The organism is Lysinibacillus sp. NPDC096212, assembly GCF_044763105.1.
In the GTDB taxonomy this organism is placed as follows: Bacteria; Bacillota; Bacilli; order Bacillales_A; family Planococcaceae; genus Lysinibacillus.
The window spans coordinates 1-22,949 of record NZ_JBIWFQ010000046.1 but is presented as its reverse complement, the minus strand read 5'-3'; the positions used below and the strand labels follow the sequence as shown (position 1 = coordinate 22,949).

Genomic DNA, 22,949 nt, shown 5'->3' with positions numbered 1-22,949 from the left:
GTTATTACTTATATTATATTTTAAACAAACAAGAATATCTTAAAAATTTTTATTTAAATATTTAATATAACTCATTAATCTTTCTATATAATATACAGCTTCATCTATTCCTATTTCTGAGATATGCTCATTATTACCATGTCTAACATCTAGATAATTTCTATGAGTATGATTCCATATCTTGAGCCCATCAGTAATTATCATTGTGTCTAATTGTTTATTCGCTCTTAATTTCTTATCAGCTTTCGGAAAATCTGATTCCCCTGTTATAGATTTCACATATCCTTCAGTAGCAGACAACCCATCCCTTAAAATATTTTTAATAGCCCTGTCGCTAGGCTTTTTATTTAAGTTAATTACTATCTCTTGTAAATTTGCTATTGTATCTTTATATTTATTAGGAATTACTTTTAAAACTTCTTCAATTTTTCTACGGAATTTTCTACACCTTCTCGTATATACCATTCAAATCCGTAAATATTAAATTCCACCACATAACCTAAATTGACCTCTTCTAGAAATTCATTTATTCCCTCTTTACAACTAATTTCTTTTGAAACGATTTCTAATCCTTCCATAACATAATGAAAACCTCTATCATTTAATTTTCTAAAGCACTGTATTATTTCGTCTTCTAGATATTGAATTGGCATTAATTCCACAGGCTTTATTTTAGCTAGTCCAGCAATTTTATGTTGTAAATATAGTGCCGTTGTAACTATTTCATCTTCTTCACATTTCATTAACTCTTGATGAATATAACCTGATAGTTCGTTAAAAAAGCCACTTGACAACTCATTCATTAAATAATATTCATGTGAATATGTTTTATAGTTTTCATGTTGTTCTAAAAAATTATTCATTCTACCACACTCCTCTATATGTCGCTATTTCACATTATCCTTTATTGGAGACAAATAACAGTATACTTCCTCACCAAAGCCTTCTTACACCAAATTTGATATCTATTTGTAAATCAAACTCTCGAATAAATTATCTACATAATCATCTTCAATACCTAAATTTTTATTAAAATCTCCATGATGTTCATAATCATAATCAGGTTCATTTTCAAGTGCTTTTAAAATTTCATCGTATGTATCGTGGATTTCATTCACTTCCTTAAATACACTTACATCAAATATCCCACCTAGTTCTTCTACTACTTCAACTACTTCTTCAAAATCGTAATGGTCTTCTAAATTAGAATTTATATCATCAACTAAATTTCTCAACACCTTTTGCTTATCAATCTTACCAAAGATTTCTTTTAATTCGTCTTGATAAAAATCATACAATTTAATGAGATTTATAACTTCATCATAAACTCCTGTGTTATCAATCAAAATTGTTAGTGTTCCCACAATATCTAACTCTAGAGTAAGAATATCTTTATATTTAATTAATAGGTCAACAAATTCTTCTGAATAATCAACACTATAATTATCATAAGCTTTTATCAAAACTTCTTTAGCTATTCCTGTCCTAAAATCTACAAATTTATCTAATTTACTAATAGCTTGAATTTTTCCATATACATTTTGACAGTCTTCAAACTCATCTAATCTTTTAATTATCGTATCTATATATTTTTCTGTTAAATCTTTAGGAATTAGAAGTTTCCCTTGAACATTTGAAAATGAGAATACCTCAAACATCGGATGGAAATATTTCGTAGACTTCCATAATGTAATAATATCTGACCTGTTACCTCTATTATATTGAATTAAAAAATCAGCAATTGATGGATTTAAAAACCCAATTACTTCTTCACCCCAAAATGGATTTTCATTTACTTGAACAAAAGATTTTTCTAACTCTTTTATTCCATGTTTAAATGCTACACTTTCAAATGGTCTACCAAGATGTAGATTTAACACATTAAAGTTATTCTCCAGGTTTGTTAAGAGTACTCCTTTATCCCCCATAATCATTAATAACTTCAAAATCCATCTAGAATAATCATTTATTTGGTTTTCAAATATATGTCCCCAAGTATGATAAGGAAAGTCCATTTCTTTTATAAAAATCTCAGGATAATCTTTAATAACAATTTCATTATAATTCAATTCGCTAGTCATTCTACTAATTAAGCGAGGACTATAATTAGAGTGTACTATTATCTTCTTATATGTTCTTTTTTTCACTAAAATTCGAACAAATTCTTCTGGTAAATTGGAGAAAAATAAATGATTATAAAGAATTTTAGCTCTAACATTTATTGTATAATTTTCTACATTTAAAATAAATTTATTAATATCTATTTTTTTATCATCAAGTAATTCATAATTAATTCGTGCCTGATTTAATATATACTCCCTAGTAGTCATAATAAAAATTTTATTATCAGATTTCATAATTTTAGTTATAAAATTAATAATCCTTCTATCTTCATTTTTTGATAATTTATCGTTCAAGAAATTTCTTCCTAAAAAATCATCATAGTAAAATACTTGTTTCATTTGAGGGTTATATAATTTCTCTCCCTCATTAATGTCATCGGATATCTCAATAAACTCATAACCTTGCGCTGAATATTCCAGATATAACATATCTGCAAGTGTTGTTTTACCGACACCCGGTCCACCCGATAGTACAATCACCTTATTCTTTTCTAAATGTTTTAATGCTATATCAAAGCTTTCATTCGGAACGTATAAACTAACTTTTTCCTTTATTTGTTCCTCAGTAAATTTTGAACGATTCAAAACATCACTATGTAAAATAGTGCTTAATACATTCGTACTAGATAACCATAACTTATAATGTTTTCGCTCAATGCTAGAATGATTTTGTAAGATTGTTTGTAGTTCATCTTTTCCGTATATATCTCCAGTGCTTTTAATAAATCCTTCAAATAATTTTTTTATAGAACCCTTTTCATTTGGATTTAAAGGAACTGAAGTTATTAAGATATATCTATCTGGATTTAATTTTTTCACTTTCACTACTTCTTTTTTTAACGTACTAATCAAACTAGCATAATCTTTATATCTTTTACATTGGACTATTAAAACATCATCATCTGAAGGAGCGTATCTTAAGTCAATACCACCATCTTTTCCTGTCTTAAAGTTTTCTAATTTGATACCTAATTCAATTTCTAAAATATCTTTACAAAATAACTCAAATTCATCTGAAGAAAGAACTAAAAAATCATATTCACTCATTTTATATCCACCCTTTAAATTTGCATATCATGTATTATTTTAACATTCCCATAAAGAACCAAAGAACTTTATTTCTTAATCTTATAGAATCTAAAAGTTGATACCATCTAAAAACAATTGAATTATAATTATGTTTAAAAAATAAGAAAGTTTCCAAAAATATACCTATTAATACTATACCCGTATTACAACAAATGTTATATAAAATAAAAAAGCGAATGGAACCTTTTCTCATTCCATTCACTCTTCTTATTCCTCTATATCTCCAAAGATGCTTCTTAAATATTTTTGACGCTCTTCACTAAATCCATTAAAAATTTCTTTATTAAAATATTCCTTCATTTCTTCCACTGTACAAATACCTTCTACCTCATCGGTAAAAATCCCCTCATCAATTTCACACTTTTTAAATACCAAGACAATAAAACCTTCTATCTCTACGGCTCTATCAAGTGCTATTTGTGCAAATAAAAACGTATCATTGATTTTTTCTTTAATGTTGTAAATATCACTTACTTTCAGCAAGCCATTGGCATTATTAATATAATGCCATACTACGCCTGCTTCTCTTTCAATAATTTTTTCTAATGCACCTTTTTCTTCTGCAGGTCTAAGAATCGTTCAAATATGTTATTTTTCCATAGGGATGAAAATAGGGATATTGCCCAAGAGTTCAACTCCCGTTCAATATCCCTAGTCTTGAAAATCGTTGATATACTGCCATTTATAGGCTGGCAAAAAATAGAGACGGCGGAGTCGAGCCGCCATCTCATAAAAATGTTGTAATAACAGTATATATAGAGATTTTTAGATATTTTTAAAATCTCTGACTAAGGTTTTGACCAAGGTTTAAAAAAACTTTACGGAGGCAAGATTTTTAGGTGAAAATATTTTCTTTTTCTTACTACCAACTTTTATGCAATCACTTACAATATAATGAGAGGTGATATTTATATATACTCATTATAACTCAATGGTTTTAAATGTTTACGCGAGAACATTTGAAACCATATTTTATTCGAGCTCCATTTAACATTTATTTCGTTTATTTATGTTGGGGTCCACCGTATCATAAGGACCAACAAACAAATTACGAACATTAAAATCGAAATATAAAATTTAGAGGAGAATTTCTTAAAGATAGAGAAAAGTTATCTATAGCTACATTTGAAAGGAGGCTGATATAATAATGACTAATAACAAAAACAACAATGAAAAATCAACAATAAAGAAAAATCAAACATTGAGTAAAGAAATAATAAAATCTAGTTATGAAAAAGCTGTCAAGGCTAATGGAGATGCACTAAAAAAATTTGGCAAAAATTAATCTAAAGCAAAAAGTTAATCATAATGAAAAGACTTTATTATATTATGGATTGAAGCTTATACCATTATTTAAGTGACTAATAATATATGGGTAAAAAATTAAAAATAGTTATCATAATTGAATATGTTACTTATATCCCCAAAAAACATCTATCTAAATATTAACTTAGAATAGGTGTTTTAAATATAAATAAATAGTTCATCTCAAAATAATTAACTACTACTTCAGTCATTAAGAATAGCGCTGCTTCAGAAGCTGCGTTTTGAAGTGCTGAATGAGTTACTTTTGCCGGGTCTACTACGTTCTTTACAATTATCGGGCAAATACTAATTCCCAATAAAATACTATATTTTTTATTGGGAATTAGTAAGAAAATAGTTAAATTATTATTTACTCTCCATTTGATAAAATTATTTGTAATTCCTCGAGAGTCTCATTTATATCCGATAAAATTTCACTTCTTTGCTTCTCCTCTAATGTATCTAAATCACTGATATTTTTATATTCTATTAAATCATCACTTATTGTTTTTAATGCACTATTCATTTCATGATATTCTTCTAATCTATTTTGTTCATTCTCAACCCAAAATTTTGTATTTTCATCAGATAAGTAATTACTTAAAATTAATGATAAAGTACTTATGATTATAGATAGTGTTCCGACAACTATAGATGTTCCAAAGCCCACCGACTTTGATTTGTTGCCCTATCATATCTTAATCTATCTTCAGTTTTATATTTATTTTCAATCAATATATTTAAGTCTGGTAATGGCAGGATTTTTTTACCTAGGTATTTTGTAGAAAGTAATATAGACTCTTCATCTTTAATTAGTTGAAAATCTGCAAAATCGTTATCCTTAAATGTTATAAAATTGTTAAATTCTCTTTCTGATTTAATTTTCTCTTTAAGAAATATTTCTGCATCCTGTTTTGTTATTTTTTTCTCCATAGTAAGCAACAATTGATTGCGCTCCAACTGATTCCAAACTTGATAAAATTCTAACAATTCATTATATAAATTTGGTAAATACAAAACTGTATTTTTAAAAGGATTTATTATGTATTCTTCACTAACTAATTCAATACTTATATCAAAATGCTTTTGGTTAATAAACTCCCCAGTGGCAAGAGGTTTTGGAATATTTAACGCTTCCGTTATTTCAGAAAAATCAACATTCTCCCCAAATGGACTTGCTTCTTTTCTTTTATTTAAAAATAACGTTTTATTTTTTAAAATTTCCTCATGGTCATACTTAAATTCTATAACCTTTTCATGTGTACTCACAAATGAATAAATATCTTCAATACTACCTTCTTGAATCTTCACTATAATTTTCTTTTGTTTATCACTTAAGTGCATACTTGTATTCCACCTCTCTATTGATATCTTAAATAAATACGTTGCAGTACCGATGATAAAATAATAAACTATCGTATCGTCTCGATATTTTTTTATAACTGTGTGAAGAAATGTACCTATATGTATTTTACACATTTAACACCCCAGATTTGTCCTGGTGTCAAACTCTTATGTTACGACCCTTCTAGATAATAAAGTATACTATTTATTGAATATTCTTTTGATTTAATTTATATTTATTATTAGTTATATTTCATTTAATTACTTTAATATTTTTATTAATTTGTTCACCTTCGGGTTCGATTCCTGAACCTTCCAACCATATAAGAAATTGGTGTTTCACAATCCTAATTTCGGCTTTAACCTCCACAAATATGGCTAATCTATCAAGTCTATTAACTTTAACAGGAGGGGTTGCAATGATTTTAAATTTATTACCATTAGTAGTTATAGCAGTTATTTTATTAATAACAGCCTTTGCGGGCAAAACGGAAGGTACTAAAGGTTAGTGGTGAGGTCAGTCCCGCAAACTACTAAAAAGCGTAAACGTTGTAATTACAATGCTTTACGCTTTTTTTAATGAAACACATAACACCTGCCACCGACCTTCAATATCAACTTTTAATAACAAGAAAATTTTACTCCTCACTTTCAGGAGAGACTTATAATTACAAGTAGGGTCTCACTCTAAATCGATAACTCTAAACGAATGGGTAGCTAGGTATTCTACCATTCCTTTCAAGTTTATTTTACTTATTACATGCAGTTCCTCCTGTATGTCTTTCGGTAAGTAAGTAGAGAATTTAGATACAAACAATTCCTGTTCATGTGTGACACGTACCAAGTCTTCAAATACCCATTGTTTTTCTTGTGCTTGTCTTATCACTTCGGTTATATCTCCGTTGAAGCCTTCGATAATTATCCTTCCTAAGCCATCTCTTTTTTTAATATTGAGCCCTAGTGAACGGAGTGCCCAAGTTAAGTTTTGAGCGTTTTTAGAGCCTGTGTACGTATCAAAAACAATTTCATGTTTGGTCTTCCACAGAATCCGCTCATTGGGCTGTACACCATATTCAAAATACGGTTTTCGCATATCCTGCAATGTATATTCAGCAGTATCATTAAAATAGCCAAACTGCTGATTTGAACACAAGATATCAATCATTTTTTCGCCTATACGATTATGGATATCAATAGGACCGCCACCGTACATAGGTGGCTTACCGTTTACCGCCTTTTTCACATATATTTTATTTTTCTTGAAATCGATGGTATTGATTCTCCATAGTCTACCCGCAAGAATGATATAGTCACCTTCATCAAATAGTCCCTTATCCAAGGTACCGATGGTTTTTACTCCCTCCAGTACTGTGAAGACTTCTGGAGTCATAAAGACCGCATAGAACTCTTTATTTCTGAGTATCCTTTCCCCCTCGATGCCTACGATTAACTCGTTACGACCCTTCACTTTCTCAAGGTGGTCATGTTCTATCATGTGAAGAATAATCTGTTCTACCTTTTCTTTCTGCATGTCATGGAAAATATGATTTCCTTTAATGTTCGATATAAGTGCCTCTAAGGTAATCCCATTCGTTTCCTGGCAGATAGACATCAATTGATGAAATAAGATGTCGTAAGGGGCTGGATATCCCGTAGCAGGCTCTATCCACTTATCAAGCACTAATTCCATAACCGCTATCGATTGCAGTAAACTATCCTCTTCTGTTGTGTACAGCTGTAACATCTGGTCCGCTCCTTTTTTACGCCCTGAGCGACCCAATCGCTGTTTCAAAGACGAAACGGTAAATGTACTGTCTAGCTGTACCACAATGTCTACGTCCCCAATGTCGATACCAAGTTCCAATGAACTGGTTGCAACAACAGTTTTAGGTGTCTTGGATTCGACCATTGTTTTCTCCACGTATTCCCGCTCTTTTTTATCAATGGATGAGTGATGCGCGAAATACGTTTCACCCACATTATCTTTCTCTGCCAATCGATTTAGGAAGACCGTAGTTTCTTCTACTTGTCCTCTTCCATTGCAAAAGATAATGGTTTTATTTTCTCTAGATACCTCTCGAATATCCTCAAATAATTCCACCGGTAGCTTTCTGTCTTCCCCGGTTTCAAAATGCATTAGGTAATATTGGAGCGCTTTTTCACTGCCAACTGTTTCAATGATTTCAACATTGTCCGTGTCTTTAAAGTTCACCCATTCTTTAACTAAATCAAAGTTGTCGATGGTAGCAGACAGACCGACAATTCTTGGTCTTTGTTCGGTGTACTTCTCGATGCGAGAGAGCAGAGAACGAAGGTGAACGCCGCGTTCTGAATTGATAAACGAATGGATTTCATCAATGACGATAAACTCAATCCCTTTGAACAAGTTCTTGATATGCTCCGTACGATTAATGAACAAACTTTCAACGGATTCAGGTGTGATTTGTAGAATGCCTGACGGGTTTTTCACGAACTTGTTTTTCTGGCTTTGACTGATGTCTCCGTGCCATTTGTGTATCGGTATGGAGCTATACTCACAAAGTCTTTCAATGCGCTCAAATTGGTTGTTTATTAAGGCTTTTAGGGGCGAGATGTACAATACTTTCAGCTGGTTTTCAGCCTTGTCCTCAATAAGGGAGATTATTGGCAAAAAAGCTGCCTCCGTTTTACCAGAGGCAGTAGCAGACGAGAGAATAACATCTTTATTCGTCTCAATGATTACAGGAATCGTCCTGTTTTGAATAGGCATTAACTTATCCCATTTCATATCCCATATCTTCTTTTGCATTGTTTTGGAAAGCAGTTCGAATGCTTGCATACGTATTCCTACCCTTCTGTTCTTGAGAATCTAGAAATCACGTTTGTAGGTTGTAGCTTCGTTTCTTTTTCGCCAAACAATTGTTCACGATTGTATTCTGGATTTTGATGAAGAATGTTTAATGCGCCGATAAAACTTCGAATAATGTCTCCGACAGTTAGGTTTTCTTCTGCGCCAGGTCGTGAATACTCCTCACGGATGAAGTGCTTAATTTCATCACTCGTTACGGTTGTTGTATATCCATTATGAACGGCATGAATGTCTCTTAACTTTTCCAAAAGCACATAGGTTTCATCATGTTTCAATGGCTTAATGGTGATAACCGGTTGGGATAAGTCACGGTATTCATTTGTTTCATAGCGATTGGATTGAAGCCTTCTCTTTAAAGCACCATAGCTGAACAACCCTCTACGTTCATCCTCTAAGAATTCCGGTGTTCCACCTATCGTGATATATAACCCCTCAACATTCCCTTGTAACGTATCGTTGTAAATCTTTAAAATCGTTTCATAGTTTTTCTCTCTAGTCTGAGGACGTGTAATCTTATACAAGTTAATGGCTTCATCGAGATTAACGACCAAACCGGAGTATCCAATTTGCTTCACGAACTGAGAAAAAACTTTTATATACTCATAGTAATTAATATCGTTGATAATTTCGCGAACGCCTAAATCCTTACGTGCTTCCATTTTGGATGTGTATTCTCCCCGAAGCCACCGAAGCGCTTGTCGTTGGAGTTCGTTGTCATCTTCAACAAATCCTTTAAAGTATTGGGTTAGAATACGTGCAAAGTCATATCCACCGACAAGTTCATCCATTTTAGATACAACATCAGTTATGGCTAGTTCTACATCTTTAATGAAGGAAGGGTTGTCGAATACAACAGATTCGTAATTTTTATCGAGTTGTACCTTCATTTGAATTTCGCTAATCCACTTGTCCAAAATGGTAGGTAATGCGCCTCCTTGAGGGACAGTCGCAGTCGCTAAGTTTTTCATAAGTTCCGTGTAAGTCGCGACCGCTTTACCTTCCGTCCCGTATAATCGACGTTCAGGTGTGAAGTCTGCTTTCGCGACAACAAACTTTTCATTAAAAGCAGCTTGTTGGATGAGTGCTTGAATAAAACTTTTACCGCTCCCAAAGGGCCCAATGAATAGCTTCATAAAGGACGAACCCTTTTTAATATTGTCCAAGTCACTTAAAATTTGTTTAGCTTCTTCATTTCGCCCCACCATGATGTGATGCAACCCTCTGTTCGGTACGACGCCACCTCCTAGTGAGTTAAGAATTGCGGTGGAATCTCTTTTTTTAATATCCATTTATTCGGTCCCCTTTAGCGTTATAATACATTGTTCGAATTCTTCGTAGACTGCGATTTCCTCATCTTGAGACTCAAGGAAGTTATCACCTAGGTATTCATTGGCTTTTTCGTTGATTTCACTGATAAACATGCCTAGCATGATGCCTTTTTGCTTCAAGAAGGAGTTGGCTGTGTTTCGGTTGTAAACCCCATTATTAAATTGAACCAGGAATTCTTTTTCAATCGCGGTTAGGGATTCAATGAAGTCTTCCTCTCCAGCGACACTACCCCCACCTTCTAGTGCAAAGAAGATATCCGCAGGGGAAGAGGATGTACCCGTAGGCGGTACTGTTTCACCGATTGATGAGTGCTCCGTATCCCCCGCTACTTGGTTATCCGTTTCTTCGGTATCCATTCGGACTTTCATGGTTTCAATATTGGTTACATACTTAGTGCTTGTGTTCCCTCCATAGGGAGAAGTGTCTCCTTTAGAAGTAAAACCTAGAGCGTCGTCTTCTTCTGTACTTCTTTCATTGAATATCGCAATGAGTTCTTCTGTCTCTGCTTGAAACGCTTTGATGTTAGCACTATTGAATTCAATAACTGGTCTTTGTTCAGGTACGGGAACTTCTTCGGGTGGGGGTGGAATTTTGCCGTATCCCTCACTATTTTCTGCTTTTTGAACGACTTTAAATCGTTTAGTCGTTTCCTTCGCTACTGGCGTAAAGTGTTCCATCATCATTTCTTTAAACCCCTCCGGTAAGAACGATTCATCAACTTTTATTTGACGTTTCTCCCCATTAAGCAGTCTTGTTACATTTTCAGATAAACGGAACAAAGCAGTCACTTCGTCTTTTATTCGTGCAGTAGGCTGTATTCGTTTCGTTTGAACATGAAAACGGTCCGTTTCACGCCCTAGAACAGCACTGGTATATAAGTACTTAACGATTGTTTCCTCTTGTATTTTAAAGTAGTGGTCAATTAACTGTTCTCCTTGCTTTTGGTACACGCCCTGTAGAAGTGGGAAGCTCTCTTTAAAGAGTCTATAAATTTTATGTTTATGGGCAGTAAAAAACACAGTTTCTTTATAATCTTTGATATAAGGTTTCCATGTAGTAAAGGAGATTCGTGCTAATTCGTCTTGTTTTTCCTTGAGTTGTTTATACAATGGCATCACGTATAGCTCACCCGACGAGGACGTCCACTCTTCCAATAAGTCATTTTCACCGACTTCTCGTAACATATCAGCCGTCCAGCTACCTATGTACGTCTTCACCTTAGGAAGTCTTTCTACGTAGTTATCATGCAACCGAATCATCATGCTTATGTTGAATGCAGCTTTTTGATTAAAGGAGTAGTTCAATAGCTCATAAACAAACAAGATGATGTAGCTAAGGTCTACATCTGGGTATTTCCCATTCAACACTTGCTCTCTCCAGTAAAAGTACCACTTTTTTTGTTCATGGTTCAAACTGTCAAAGGTCGTCCAATAGGCGTGTAACGGGATTTCCTGGCTTTCGACACCCCTTTTAGTTGCATAGTCTAAGGAATGTTTGATGAATCGGCTTCCATCGTGGGGAAAGCTCACAACATAAGAATTGTTTTTTTTAGAAGAACTGCCGCGTCTTATCTGTTCGATAGCCTTCAGTATCTCTCTAGGTGTCTCAATGTGCCTATATTTGTCTAGAATAATCGCGTCTTCATTGTAAAAATGATTACTTGGCTTCGCAACGTTGACATCTGGCATATTTTTTAATGATTCCTCAATCTTGCGTTTTAATTTAGAGGCTTGCAATAAAAAACCGTTTTTAGGTTGCCCTACCAGGTCCGTATTCACAGATGGTTCTTCAGAAGGAATAGGATGAGTTAATTCCGAGAGAATGGTCTCTGCCGCTTCTTGTTTGCCTTCTGTCTCCATATATACCACTGTCACAGCAGCATCATCCTTCACTTTTATGTCTATTGCTTCTAGTATATCTGCCTCAACATTTTCGATTACTTCATCCACTACTACTTCTTCCAGTTTCGGTAACAGGGCAGCATTGTTATCCATTGTGCTGAGTAATGTCTGTGTATCCGCTATTATTTGCTCTTCACTGTGAGTGTCTTCAGTAGGAGGCTGCACAGCTGCTTTAGCAAGTTGTAACTGTTGTACCTGTTTGAGTGTCGACACGACCTCTTGTATTTCTTTAAGAGGATACTCAGGTGTTTTTTGTGTCTGTATGGTAGCTTCTTCGACTTTCAAACGCGTTTTTTTAACGTGGGAAGAAATAATGTTTTCAGGACTGACTATTGAGCTTGTTATGCTTTGCACTTCCTCAACCGGCTCACTCTTTAGCGTATAGTCTACTCTTTGTTGTTCCTCTATGGCTGCATAAACAATTTGTTTTACATTTTTGCGCTCTTCGCTCTTAAGAGTTTCTTCTGCAAGAGGTTTGAGTGGACGCCCATCGGAAAACAGAACACTTTCCTTGTCTAGTCGATTCTTAATCGTTGGGTCATCCATTGTAATTTTATTAGTTTCCTTTTTTACGGGGATGTCTTTTGTTGCCTTCTGATTCAAGTTGTTTTTTTGTACTACCGGGTTGTTTTCTATTTTGTTGTGCCATGCCTTAATGAAAAACATATCTACCCACCCTAAGAGAATTGGGACAGACGTCCAACTAAAAAGAAGATACATCGAACCTTTTACGTATTTACGGTAGTAAAACGCATGAGCTCCGATTCCTCCCAGAAAAAAAGCCAGAGTATACCCAACTTTTTTTGATTTGTTATTCAAAACATCAACACCTCTTTACCACTTTTAGTCCATTATACCTTTTCTCAAGCACTATTAGTTGGGAATAAGCAATTACTCCCAGTAATATGTCGTATGTCTATAAGTAAATAAAAAGATTAAGATACTAACGACAAACTAAAAATAGGGGACTATTATGTTCTAATTATGGTAATTCCCCTTACCCATCCAAAAACCAATCCGTGACTCACCAATTATATGTACCCACTTTAGATACGAGAATACAGCACAGGTTAAAGCTTTAATAATTCAAATTTGTATGATTCACCATCTTTGATACCATTAGTCGGGACAATACATAGTTTCCTTACTTCCTTTAAAGTTGTATTTTGTAAAAACGAAGTACAGAGAATTGATACCCCCTTATGTTCCTAGCGTTTAATACCTTCTCTCTCTAGTAATCGGTATATGGTTCCTGTGCTTGCTTTGTATGTTTTTCTTATGTCTGCTATTGATGTACCATTTTGATATGTTTCAAGAATTGCATTATGTCTAATTTCTTTCTCTCCGCCTTCAATTAACACCTCCCTTTCGCTGGTGGCTTAGATGTATTATCATATTGCACACGGTTTGCGTGTTTTACTTCGTTCACTAGGTGCACTGGGATTTTCTCTAGTACATCCCAAGGGGTGCGTACCTAGTCAGAAATCATACCATCGATTGATGTTACGGCACAGATACCGATTGCGTAGTCTTATGGTTAATTCCCATATAATGGATAAGTGTATTAGCAAGAGCATTCATTTTTCACTTCTTTCGACATTTCGGGCACCACTTACCTTGCTGAATATTATTTGGTTTCGCTTCCCAAATGTGAGCGTTCGAACATTTCCAAGTTAACTTCTCATGAGCGTTTATATATTCATCAGATAAGCATTCACCATTATTAGTTGCTGCCAGTATCCTCATATCTTCAATACTCTTTTTTTGTCTATCAGCATTTTTCTTAATATGACATTGTCTACACCATGAGCCATTTTTTATATTATTTGGAGTACTCATCCAGCGATGCCCGTATAAACACTCCCATTCTAATGGTGTTTGGTTATTTATATATTCCGTACTTAGACATTTTCCATTTCTCTCATCTGCGATTTCCTGCATATCTTCAATGGTAGCTCTTCGTTTATCTGCATTTTTCTTATTAGCACATTTAATACACCATGCTCCATTCTTTATACTGTAGGGGGAACTTTTCCACGTATGTCCCTCACTACATTGCCAAAGTAACTTAGCATCAACAGTTTCGTATACTTGACTTAAACACGTACCATTTCGGCTATGAGCTAATTGCTGTAATTCGGCTAACTTTAACCGCTTTTTTGATTCATTCTTTAATTTTCTACAACTTGGACACCATCTACCTCTTTTGATATTACCAAGAATAGATTCCCAAACATGTCCGTTTTCACATTTCCATTTTAATTTTGATTTCGAATCTATATAAACATCTGATAAACATTGACCATCGTATTCTTCAGCAATACTTCTTGCATCTTCTATTGAAGGTTTTAGACATTCCTTGCACCATGACCCATTTACTAGACTGGCAGGAGTAGCTTCCCAAATGTGCCCTTTTTCACATCTCCATTTCAACTTAGTATTTAAGTTTTTATATTCGTTTGAGAGACACTCACCGTTATTATTATTAGCAATTTTATTCATATCAGATAGGCTAAATAGTTTATATCCACTACATTCGGGACACCAAGTTCCTCTCTGAATCGAACTAGCTATCGCCTTCCAAGTATGACCTTTACTGCATTGCCAAAGAAGCTTTGTAGAATTATTAACGTATTGATTAGATAGACATTTCCCTCCTTTTAATTCCGCCAATTCTTGCATATCTTCAATCGTTTTAATTTTACCAGCACATCGAAGACACCATGAACCTTGCTTAATCTGATAAGGTGAACTTTCCCATACATGGCCATGCTCACATCTCCAAATTAGCTTTCCATCTACACCCTCATATGTAATAGACAGGCAGTTGCCATTCTTCTTTCTTGCTATTTCAAGCACTTCTTCCAAAGGGTCGTAGCCATTATAAAAATCCGACCAATCTATTACTGCTTCACCGACTTTTAAACCTCTATATTTTAACTCATCATAAATAAATACTTCTTTGTCTTTATCAGATTCAATTGTATAAGGAATCTCAATCAATATTATTCCTTTTTCGATACATAAACTCCGCTTTTTTTCATCCCTTTGAATCTGCGCATGAAAACCTTCTCTATTTTTATGGAAATAATTATTATATCGATAATGCTGTATGCCATTGTATTCAAATGCCATTTTCAACTCATTATTATAACCATCTAATTCTAGATTGTTTCCCAGTACTTTTCTATCTTTTTCGAAAACCACTTTGAATATTGATTCTAAAATGAATCTGCATTTTTCTTCGTTAAGATTATTTCGATTTTGATTACATCTCTGACACCAAGTCCCTTTGTCTACTGAAAAAGGTGTTAATTTAAACTGATGACCCTTGGAACACTCCCAAAGTATTTTATTATCTACACCTCCATATTTCTTACTAAGACATTTTCCACCCTTTTTTAGAGCAAGTTCTTCACAATAAGATAAATCTTTCTGTAAATTGCCAGCGCATTTTGGACACCAACTTTTATTATTAAATAACGAATTAGGAGTACTCTCCCATCTATGTCCCGCAGCACACTCCCATATTAACTTATCAGTCATTTTCTTAAATGTAGTAGATAAACATTTTCCACCTTTTCGATTCGCAAAATTTTGCATTTCTTCTATTGTTCTGTGCCTTCCACTACAATACGGGCACCACTTACCACCACTTATATTACTAGGAAGAGCATTCCACCTATGTCCTTCTGTACATTCCCACTCTAATTTTATATTCATATTTGTATATGATTCGGATATGCATTTCCCAGCATTTAATTCCGCTAAATTTTGCATATCTTCAATAGTTTTTCTTCTTTTATTTGAAGATTTTAACTTTCCACAAGTCGGACACCATTTACCAGCTTTGATATTATCCGGACTAGCATTCCAAATATGATTCTTTTCACATTTCCATTCTAAATGTTTAGAAGAACCTAAATATACTGTTGATAAACAGGTACCACCTTTAACAGCAGCTAATTTCTTCATATTCTCTATAGTATCTCTTCTGTTTAATCCTCTACGTTTCTTTCCACAAGATGGACACCATTTACCATACTTGACGTTACTTAAAGTTGCTTCCCAAATATGTCCTTCTGCACATTCCCATTTCAATTTAAATTTCCAACCATCAAATGATTCAGACAAACATTTTCCACCACGTTCTAATGCAATATCTTGGATTTCTTGTATAGTAGTCATTCGTAATTTACCTCTGTTAAACATAGTTATATTAGCCTTACCAGTTCATTATAATTATGTCTTATGTATTTATATAAAATCTGCACATTTATTTTCGGTTTAAGTATAGTTATAGATGATATTTACCTAAAACAAGTTTGTTAAAAAATGAATTTTTATAATAATATTCATTCCTATAAGACGTTTTCATTATTTTATAACTTTCTTGCAATTCTTCTATATCTTCTTTTACAGCTCTTAAATCTTTATAATAATCATACTTTTTTATTATTCTCTCTATATTCTTTTTTGAATATATATTTGCTAAATTATTTTGTTGCATTTATTTCACCTGAATTCTTCTTTTCATTAATAATCTTATACACGGTAGCTCTTCCAATATTATATTCCTTCGCAATATCAGTTGCACTTTCACCTAATTTAAATAATGCTTGTACACGTTTCTTAGTCTTTTCATCAATAGCTGGTCTACCACCTACTCTTCCACGTTTACGAGCAGCTTCTAATCCAGCCTTTGTTCGTTGCTGAATAACGTCTCTTTCGAATTCAGCAAATACAGCTAACATGCCAAACATTGCTTTTCCTGTTGGTGTTGAAGTATCAAAAGAATCATATATTGAAACAAAATTAACTTCCTTTTCTTTTAATTGGTCTGTTAACTCATACAATTCTTTCGTACTTCGAGCAAGTCGGTCTAATTTATAAACTACAAATAAATCACCTTTTGTAGCTGCCTTTATGGCATTTTGCAATTCGCTACGTTCGCTCTTACGGCTCGAAACCTTCTCAATATACAAAACAAGTTCAAGCCCCTTGTCTTTTGCGTACTTCCTAATAGATTGTTCCTGCATATCTAAATTCTGTTCTTCAGTACTTACACGACAATATCCAATAATTCTACTCAATATCCACACCACTTTCTATTTTCTCATACATTTTATACACTTTTGATAATAGACGAGTTTATAGACAAAAACAATAAAAAAATAGAGCATAATCGTTAATTTATACTCCGCTTCTATTTTGTCTACTAAACGAAGGTTAAATAGACAAATATATAAATGTAATTTTCACAAGGTTTCCCGTAATCGCTAGCATTAGCTGCAATTACGATTTACATTTTAATAAAGGCTGTTTTCTAAAAGATTGTTGCTGTTAAAACATAATAACAGAGTTAACCTTTAACTATCCGTTAGTTGAAGAAGAAGAATTTTTTAGTCAGAAATAACGATTACATTTTCTGCAACTTTCTTTTGGTCAGTAGAACTTGGGTTTTCAACTAAATCAAAGGATACTTTTTGACCTTTTTTAAGGAATCTGAATCCATTCAGAAATCTTTCTTTATCAGGTAAAATCGAACTGAAATGAACGAAAACGTGATTTCCATCCTCACCGTCAAGCATGATGCGACCATAACCCTTTTCTTCTTTAAACCATTTAACAATTCCCTCTCGTTTCATATCTGTTCGACCTCCAATTCATTCTTTTACTCAACTAAACTACGCCGTTAGCACAAGAAGCGATTGCTCTAATCGAACAATCACCTCTTAGCTTACATGTATGTATTGACAAAATTAAACACCATAATGAATCAACCATCTATCCTCTTTTATTGCTTCAGCTATTTTTTTCATCAATTCTTCAAGTTCTTCTGATTTGTACTCGTCGTTTGCTTCTCTAACCATATTTAAAAATTGTTTATGAGAACTCGGTGGTATCAATGTTATTCCAAAATATGCGAGACTTTTATAAGTTCTATTTATGTTATGTGCGAATGTTTCTAGATGATTCATTTTTTCACCAAAATCCTTAGACATAAGTTCATCAAAAAGGTCCCCATCTACACCTATGCAATGATATTTTTCAGGTTCATAACTAACATACTCTTTATTTTTTTCAATACATTCAACTATTCCAAACTCGTGAATATAAGCCAAATTGACACACCTCCTAAGTCTTCCGTTTCTTACATTATTTTACAACACTTTCTTGTTCATTTTTTAACTAACCTGCTTCGTTAATTCATAAAAAAAGAGCTGCCCATGCAACTCCATGTTCTTCAAGTAAAGCACCCCGTTACTTCAATATGTACATACTTTATTCTTTAAAAGGAAAAAATACAATTTAGTAAGTAAACCTTAAAGAGGTGTAATTGAAGATGATGAAAAAGATTTTAATTACCTTTATACTATTCATTATTATAGCATCTATTCAAACAAAAACCGTTTCATCATATAATTCAACTCAAGACTCTGAAGAACTTAGATTACAGGATATGCTTATGCTAATGCTTACTCCTTATATTGATAAAGATTTGAATAGCTATTATTATCCAAATATTTTAAAGGATTTTTCAGCTAATGTAACTCCGTGGAAAATTGAAGTGATTGAAACAAAGAGAGTGAATAGTTTCCGTGGCTTTTTTTTGCAAATTACATTTGAAATTGAACCTACAGATGGTGGACATCATATCCCTGTAGGGAAAGACCGCATGACCTATGAAATTTCTCCCGGACCTGAGGTTAAATTAATAAATCACACGCACCTAAAAACATATAAATATCCACCAGAATAATTACGTAATTAATACGGACTTTCTTTAACTAATCTACGTCGTTACTTCAATAAGAAAAAGCCAATCCTCTTCTTGGAGCATAGCATCCGTTAGCCATCCATGAAGCGCAAAAATTGGCACTTCATCGCAGAATACGAAAGATAATAAAGTTCTTTCATAGGAGTTAATAAGGATTAGGATACGATATCTTTCAATTCCGCCAAAAATTCAGTTTGAAAGCCCACTTCAAATACTACAAACTGAAACCATACACACACATTTTATATTATTAAAAAAGCCTAACTGAATTAATCAGTAGGCTTAATTTTTTCCATACATACCATGGTATTCCATAATCCATTTTCTTACCTTGTTTACTATTTTTATCTGTTACTATCCAATTACCATCTTTCTTTTGTACTTTATAATTTACATTTGTACCATCAGACTTTTTAAAGAGCATATAACCTGTGTTGTCTTTTATAAAGGTTACAGGGTCAATAACATTTTTGTTGGGTATCTTTCTCTCAGGAAGCAATATGTTGATTACTATTTCTTCTGCAATTTTAAAAAGAGATTTAAATTCATTATTTATTTCAGCTTGGTATTGCAATTGATTGTATGTGTAAGAAGAGTAAGACTCTAAATTCAAATTAAAAGACTGTTTTATATCTGAAAATGTTGCTTTATAAAATTCATTTATATCCTTTTCTAATTTATCGACCTCATGTTGAAAGCTAATGGTCTTAACCCCAAATGGACTTATGTTAAAAGTCATTTTTTCCTTACCATAAGGAGGGTCATGTGCATGTTCAAATGTTGTTACTTGGACTGCTGCATTAAAATCAAAACTACCCTCATGCTCTCTTGTAATACTCAGAATTTTAGCATCCTCAAATTGTTTGGGATAACCATAATAATTAATAATTTCTTTATCTATGGAGGGGAATAGAGTTGTAATCAAAGTATCATAAATAAGCTTATAATCAGGCTGTTCACTTCGGGCATCAAGATTTCCTGAATTTAATGTTAACAAAGCATCTTTGTAAAAGTTCTCATTCGGTGGTTTTTCAGCAGCCACTTGATGGTTATTAATATGGATACTAAGAAGAACAAAAGATAGTATTACCAGGATTTTCTTCATTGAACACTCCTTTAATATAGATTTAATTAATGTGTATTTTCCACTGAAATCTTTAAATTATTCTTCAACTAAATTGCGTCGTTAGTTGAATAGCAACAATCTTTTAGAAAATAGCTTAATAAAAACAGGTTTGGCTCAATCTCAGCAAACCAAACCTAGTTAATAGCTACCCATTTTAAATTCAAGTTGAAAATTTATTACATCGTAATTAAACGACCTCTTCACTTTTTAGTTTTTTCATCATTCCTATTAACATTCGCATAATTTCTTGTGTAAGCCCTTCTGCAATTTTAAATTGCTCGGAAGAGATATAGGATTTCATTATCGCCACATCTAACCAATAAACTGTCTCTTGGGCACTACCCAGGCTATTATTTAGGAAAGATAACTCTTTCGCATTGTAAATTTGCCCATTCCCCTCTGCCAAATTGGCTCCTATACTTGTACAAGACCGTATAATTTGTGACTCCATCCGATATTTTTCTTCAATAGGGAATTGCTTTACAAGCTTATATATCATTCCATTCAATTCCATACACTTTTTGTATACAGTTAAACTTCTTGGGTTTTTAATTTTTATTTCTTTTGTATTTTCCATTATGCTTCCTCCTATTTAAAACAATTGATATTTTGCACTCATCATCAGATTTTTTGGCTTCTAAACAAGCTCTAACTATATTTTATAGTAAAATCAATATGCTGGGATTCAAATTGTGTTCTACCCCTTCTAAAAACGGTTCTAGAAAGACTAACTCCCTCAACTAGCAAGTTTTATTATTTTCATATATTTCCATAACAACAAAATTGTTTTCTCTATAAGACAATAAAAAAGTATCTGTTACATATAAACAACAAATGGATTTTTTTAAAACCATTCACCTATATGCACAGATACTTATTTAATATATTTTTTAAAATACTACATACAATCATTCTTATCATATCACTAATAACTATTTAAACATTGTTTATTCCTTAATTATTCGAAAATACTTTATCAACTCTAATTACTCATCATTTTGTGGTATTACTATAATACTAAGACCTCGTTTCTCCCCGTAATCCCACATTTTAACCCAAGGGTAAGTTTTATCTGGCAAATAAAATATACGTTCTTGCAAGGGCTGAATAGTACTCGTATCGCATTCTACTTTATAAGTTTCTTTGGTCGCTGGATGGATAGATACATTTCTCCCTGTATCGTTATAATATACAAATTTCATTTAATTCTCCTCCTGTCCATTTATCTGTACAATAGCATTAACGTAATCTAGTGCATCTGGTAACAAGACCAATGTAATACCTTGCAACAAATGCCGATATTTTTCCTTTAATATTTCAAATGTTTTTTCTTCAATGACAAAAAAATATTTAAAATCTGCTTGTACAGTTTGCAAACGTTCAAAATCTTCCTTAATATTCGTTTTTTGCGCTGCCCCAAAATCATATTCTGCGTATGGATATGTAGTCTTTAGTTAACCTATAATTCTTTGTCCAGCAACAGTAACCTCATCCACATCTAGCCCCGCTGCCCCTTGTGCTTTTGTTAAGACTGAGCAAGAATCCATCTTAAAGTTCTTGTTTAAAAATGCTTCTATATAATGACAACTCAAATAACTTAAATCATTGCTTATATTCCCAATTGTACGAGACAATTTTCTAATGTAATGGAACTGTTCATCTAGATTCTCTTCCTCAAATTTAGGAGTTTCCTCTATTACTATAGTTTTTTAGTGCACTAACTTTTAACGCAATCTTATCCATAGGGTGCTGTGTAATGGTCTCAATTACCTTTTTCGTTGTTAGTTGTCTGGAAGCATCCTCTTTTACAAACGTTACTGTTTTGCCAAAACTAACAGATTGGACAAAATAACCTGCATCCATCCATGCACCTGTTTGACTATGGTGCTTTTTTTGATTAGCCCACCACGCTGGATATTGATAAGCTGAATTAGGTAATTTACACCCTATGATGGATTCTATTTTTTCGAAATCTAGCATTACTGTTGCATCATTTCTATTTGCTAAGTACTGATATAGAGGTAAATACTTATCTCCCATTATTTTACCCCCTCCAACCTTATCCATATTTCAGATTGTAACTTATTACCATCATTATTCCAACTAAAAAAGCAACCTCATTTTAGAAATTGCTTCGGCTATCAGTTTAATTTTAAATACAAAACTTTAATTGAAAAATTCCCTTTTTAAATAAAACTGTTATATACAAAATGTTCACTTCCGTACACTTTCGTCTCCTATTTATATTCAGCAATAATCAATCCTATTTATAGCTTTTCACAAATTCTGCAATCGCTAACGAGACCACATGTTGCATTTTTAAATGTCGAAATTGTTCCTCATACAGTTGAACAAACTCATTGTAAATTTCCTGATGTATCTTGAAACTTCTAGTTTGATATGCTTCTGTTGGCGCAGCGTATAAACGATTATCTATCTCTAAACATAGATTCTGTCTATTCCTACCCTCCTCTATTAAAGCTTGTATAGCATTAAAATGCTGCATTATATAAGCTAACATTTCATCAGTAGCGTCTTCCTTTTTCTCTTGTACAACAACATATTGTCTAGCAGTTCTGTCAAAGCGATAACCCGCTATACAAATATCTTTCGTTAGGCTGCTGGCAGACATTCCTATTACGCTAGCAACTTGCTTCAGTTCTTTTTCTCGTAGCTCTCCATTAAGCCATACCAATTTTTCTTCAATCGGCAACATTTTATACTGTAATTTTTCCAACTCTATTACCCCCTCTCTAAATAAGTTTTTTCATCGTATACAAAGTCACTACAAATTATTACTGTTTTCATCAAAAAAATTTTTTAATTAATACAAAAAAGTACGGTTGTAAACTTATATAAACTCTATTTGGTTTATAATTCCCCATGTTTTTCAGAAGAAACGTTATATCTATCCCCATACTTGTATAGAATATGGCGTTATATCAATAACAGGAGCGCAGGTGTGGGAATGCAGGTCTTCACATTTTCCACGCTCTCATTCTAAGTAGAAAGCCCAGTGGTGATATGTCAACCATAAAAAACATCGGAATTGGAAATTCTTAAGCTACCAAGCATCTAAAAAACTGTTTTTAAGCGTACTCAA

At 33.1% G+C, this 22,949-nt stretch carries 22 protein-coding genes and 2 pseudogenes; 2 read left to right on the top strand and 22 right to left on the bottom strand.

Annotated elements, in window-relative coordinates:
- Window positions 1-39: 39 nt before the first annotated feature.
- The 4 genes from ACIQ7T_RS26650 to ACIQ7T_RS26635 all read right to left on the bottom strand — a co-directional run bounded on the left by ACIQ7T_RS26650 (window position 40) and on the right by ACIQ7T_RS26635 (window position 3,695).
- Window positions 40-300: a hypothetical protein gene (locus ACIQ7T_RS26650; protein ID WP_402874959.1), complete on the bottom strand. Its 261-nt coding sequence runs from the start codon at window positions 298-300 to the stop codon at window positions 40-42.
- Between the two features lie 110 nt (window positions 301-410).
- A complete protein-coding gene (locus ACIQ7T_RS26645; protein ID WP_402874956.1) occupies window positions 411-863 on the bottom strand; it encodes a hypothetical protein in 453 nt (150 codons plus the stop codon).
- Window positions 864-965: 102 nt separating this feature from the next.
- Entirely contained in the window at window positions 966-3,170 is a 2,205-nt protein-coding gene (locus tag ACIQ7T_RS26640; protein ID WP_402874953.1) for an nSTAND3 domain-containing NTPase, read from the bottom strand.
- A 249-nt stretch (window positions 3,171-3,419) separates the two neighbouring features.
- On the bottom strand, window positions 3,420-3,695 hold the full coding sequence (locus tag ACIQ7T_RS26635; protein ID WP_402874950.1) for a hypothetical protein: 276 nt from the start codon (window positions 3,693-3,695) through the stop codon (window positions 3,420-3,422).
- A gap of 664 nt (window positions 3,696-4,359) precedes the next feature.
- Here ACIQ7T_RS26635 and ACIQ7T_RS26630 point away from each other — a divergent pair.
- Window positions 4,360-4,497, top strand: coding sequence for a hypothetical protein (locus ACIQ7T_RS26630; protein ID WP_402874947.1), 138 nt, complete (start codon window positions 4,360-4,362; stop codon window positions 4,495-4,497).
- Window positions 4,498-4,657: 160 nt separating this feature from the next.
- Here ACIQ7T_RS26630 and ACIQ7T_RS26625 read toward each other — a convergent pair.
- The 12 genes and pseudogenes from ACIQ7T_RS26625 to ACIQ7T_RS26570 form a co-directional block, all read right to left on the bottom strand.
- A pseudogene (locus ACIQ7T_RS26625) lies at window positions 4,658-4,801 on the bottom strand (hypothetical protein); the annotation flags it as partial.
- Window positions 4,802-4,887: 86 nt separating this feature from the next.
- A complete protein-coding gene (locus ACIQ7T_RS26620) occupies window positions 4,888-5,187 on the bottom strand; it encodes a hypothetical protein (RefSeq protein WP_402874944.1) in 300 nt (99 codons plus the stop codon).
- Window positions 5,166-5,861 (bottom strand): hypothetical protein, encoded by a 696-nt coding sequence (locus ACIQ7T_RS26615; protein ID WP_402874941.1) that lies wholly within the window; start codon window positions 5,859-5,861, stop codon window positions 5,166-5,168. Before ACIQ7T_RS26615 ends, ACIQ7T_RS26620 begins: the two co-directional genes overlap by 22 nt.
- 682 nt (window positions 5,862-6,543) lie before the next feature.
- On the bottom strand, window positions 6,544-8,679 hold the full coding sequence (locus tag ACIQ7T_RS26610; protein ID WP_402874938.1) for a DEAD/DEAH box helicase: 2,136 nt from the start codon (window positions 8,677-8,679) through the stop codon (window positions 6,544-6,546).
- A gap of 8 nt (window positions 8,680-8,687) precedes the next feature.
- Window positions 8,688-9,998 carry an ATP-binding protein gene (locus ACIQ7T_RS26605; RefSeq protein WP_402874935.1) on the bottom strand — a complete coding sequence of 437 codons (1,311 nt, stop codon included), beginning with the start codon at window positions 9,996-9,998 and terminating at the stop codon, window positions 8,688-8,690.
- Window positions 9,999-12,758, bottom strand: a complete 2,760-nt coding sequence (locus tag ACIQ7T_RS26600) for a TerB N-terminal domain-containing protein (protein WP_402874932.1) — start codon at window positions 12,756-12,758, stop codon at window positions 9,999-10,001.
- A 535-nt stretch (window positions 12,759-13,293) separates the two neighbouring features.
- A pseudogene (locus ACIQ7T_RS26595) lies at window positions 13,294-13,398 on the bottom strand (GMP synthase (glutamine-hydrolyzing)); the annotation flags it as partial.
- Window positions 13,399-13,523: 125 nt separating this feature from the next.
- Window positions 13,524-16,127, bottom strand: coding sequence for a zinc-ribbon domain-containing protein (locus ACIQ7T_RS26590; RefSeq protein ID WP_402874929.1), 2,604 nt, complete (start codon window positions 16,125-16,127; stop codon window positions 13,524-13,526).
- Between the two features lie 109 nt (window positions 16,128-16,236).
- Complete coding sequence (locus ACIQ7T_RS26585) at window positions 16,237-16,449, bottom strand: hypothetical protein (RefSeq protein ID WP_402874926.1); 213 nt, start codon at window positions 16,447-16,449, stop codon at window positions 16,237-16,239.
- Entirely contained in the window at window positions 16,436-17,032 is a 597-nt protein-coding gene (locus tag ACIQ7T_RS26580) for a recombinase family protein (protein WP_402874923.1), read from the bottom strand. Before ACIQ7T_RS26580 ends, ACIQ7T_RS26585 begins: the two co-directional genes overlap by 14 nt.
- A gap of 309 nt (window positions 17,033-17,341) precedes the next feature.
- Window positions 17,342-17,587: a cold-shock protein gene (locus ACIQ7T_RS26575; protein WP_402874920.1), complete on the bottom strand. Its 246-nt coding sequence runs from the start codon at window positions 17,585-17,587 to the stop codon at window positions 17,342-17,344.
- 114 nt (window positions 17,588-17,701) lie between these two features.
- Complete coding sequence (locus ACIQ7T_RS26570; protein WP_402874918.1) at window positions 17,702-18,064, bottom strand: hypothetical protein; 363 nt, start codon at window positions 18,062-18,064, stop codon at window positions 17,702-17,704.
- Between the two features lie 224 nt (window positions 18,065-18,288).
- Between ACIQ7T_RS26570 and ACIQ7T_RS26565 the strand changes: the two genes are divergently transcribed.
- Entirely contained in the window at window positions 18,289-18,702 is a 414-nt protein-coding gene (locus ACIQ7T_RS26565; protein ID WP_402874978.1) for a DUF3888 domain-containing protein, read from the top strand.
- A 268-nt stretch (window positions 18,703-18,970) separates the two neighbouring features.
- On the opposite strand, the gene ACIQ7T_RS26560 is transcribed toward ACIQ7T_RS26565, so the two are convergent.
- From ACIQ7T_RS26560 to ACIQ7T_RS26535, 6 genes are all read right to left on the bottom strand, one after another.
- On the bottom strand, window positions 18,971-19,825 hold the full coding sequence (locus tag ACIQ7T_RS26560; RefSeq protein ID WP_402874915.1) for a DUF3888 domain-containing protein: 855 nt from the start codon (window positions 19,823-19,825) through the stop codon (window positions 18,971-18,973).
- A gap of 208 nt (window positions 19,826-20,033) precedes the next feature.
- A complete protein-coding gene (locus tag ACIQ7T_RS26555; RefSeq protein WP_402874912.1) occupies window positions 20,034-20,423 on the bottom strand; it encodes a four helix bundle protein in 390 nt (129 codons plus the stop codon).
- 409 nt (window positions 20,424-20,832) lie between these two features.
- A complete protein-coding gene (locus ACIQ7T_RS26550; protein ID WP_402874909.1) occupies window positions 20,833-21,048 on the bottom strand; it encodes a hypothetical protein in 216 nt (71 codons plus the stop codon).
- Entirely contained in the window at window positions 21,049-21,222 is a 174-nt protein-coding gene (locus tag ACIQ7T_RS26545) for a hypothetical protein (RefSeq protein WP_402874906.1), read from the bottom strand. It abuts the gene before it with no gap.
- Between the two features lie 304 nt (window positions 21,223-21,526).
- Entirely contained in the window at window positions 21,527-21,886 is a 360-nt protein-coding gene (locus ACIQ7T_RS26540; RefSeq protein ID WP_402874903.1) for a DUF7662 domain-containing protein, read from the bottom strand.
- Window positions 21,887-22,109: 223 nt separating this feature from the next.
- Window positions 22,110-22,583, bottom strand: a complete 474-nt coding sequence (locus ACIQ7T_RS26535) for a hypothetical protein (RefSeq protein WP_402874900.1) — start codon at window positions 22,581-22,583, stop codon at window positions 22,110-22,112.
- Window positions 22,584-22,949: the final 366 nt, after the last annotated feature.

Bases quoted from the DNA above. Each gene is read 5' to 3' on its own strand.
- ACIQ7T_RS26645 (WP_402874956.1), bottom strand. From the start codon at position 863: ATGAATAATTTTTTAGAACAACATGAAAACTATAAAACATATTCACAT.
- ACIQ7T_RS26640 (WP_402874953.1), bottom strand. From the start codon at position 3,170: ATGAGTGAATATGATTTTTTAGTTCTTTCTTCAGATGAATTTGAGTTA.
- ACIQ7T_RS26630 (WP_402874947.1), top strand. From the start codon at position 4,360: ATGACTAATAACAAAAACAACAATGAAAAATCAACAATAAAGAAAAAT.
- ACIQ7T_RS26615 (WP_402874941.1), bottom strand. From the start codon at position 5,861: ATGCACTTAAGTGATAAACAAAAGAAAATTATAGTGAAGATTCAAGAA.
- ACIQ7T_RS26610 (WP_402874938.1), bottom strand. From the start codon at position 8,679: ATGCAAGCATTCGAACTGCTTTCCAAAACAATGCAAAAGAAGATATGG.
- ACIQ7T_RS26605 (WP_402874935.1), bottom strand. From the start codon at position 9,998: ATGGATATTAAAAAAAGAGATTCCACCGCAATTCTTAACTCACTAGGA.
- ACIQ7T_RS26590 (WP_402874929.1), bottom strand. From the start codon at position 16,127: ATGACTACTATACAAGAAATCCAAGATATTGCATTAGAACGTGGTGGA.
- ACIQ7T_RS26585 (WP_402874926.1), bottom strand. From the start codon at position 16,449: ATGCAACAAAATAATTTAGCAAATATATATTCAAAAAAGAATATAGAG.
- ACIQ7T_RS26575 (WP_402874920.1), bottom strand. From the start codon at position 17,587: ATGAAACGAGAGGGAATTGTTAAATGGTTTAAAGAAGAAAAGGGTTAT.
- ACIQ7T_RS26565 (WP_402874978.1), top strand. From the start codon at position 18,289: ATGAAAAAGATTTTAATTACCTTTATACTATTCATTATTATAGCATCT.
- ACIQ7T_RS26560 (WP_402874915.1), bottom strand. From the start codon at position 19,825: ATGAAGAAAATCCTGGTAATACTATCTTTTGTTCTTCTTAGTATCCAT.
- ACIQ7T_RS26555 (WP_402874912.1), bottom strand. From the start codon at position 20,423: ATGGAAAATACAAAAGAAATAAAAATTAAAAACCCAAGAAGTTTAACT.
- ACIQ7T_RS26550 (WP_402874909.1), bottom strand. From the start codon at position 21,048: ATGAAATTTGTATATTATAACGATACAGGGAGAAATGTATCTATCCAT.
- ACIQ7T_RS26540 (WP_402874903.1), bottom strand. From the start codon at position 21,886: ATGGGAGATAAGTATTTACCTCTATATCAGTACTTAGCAAATAGAAAT.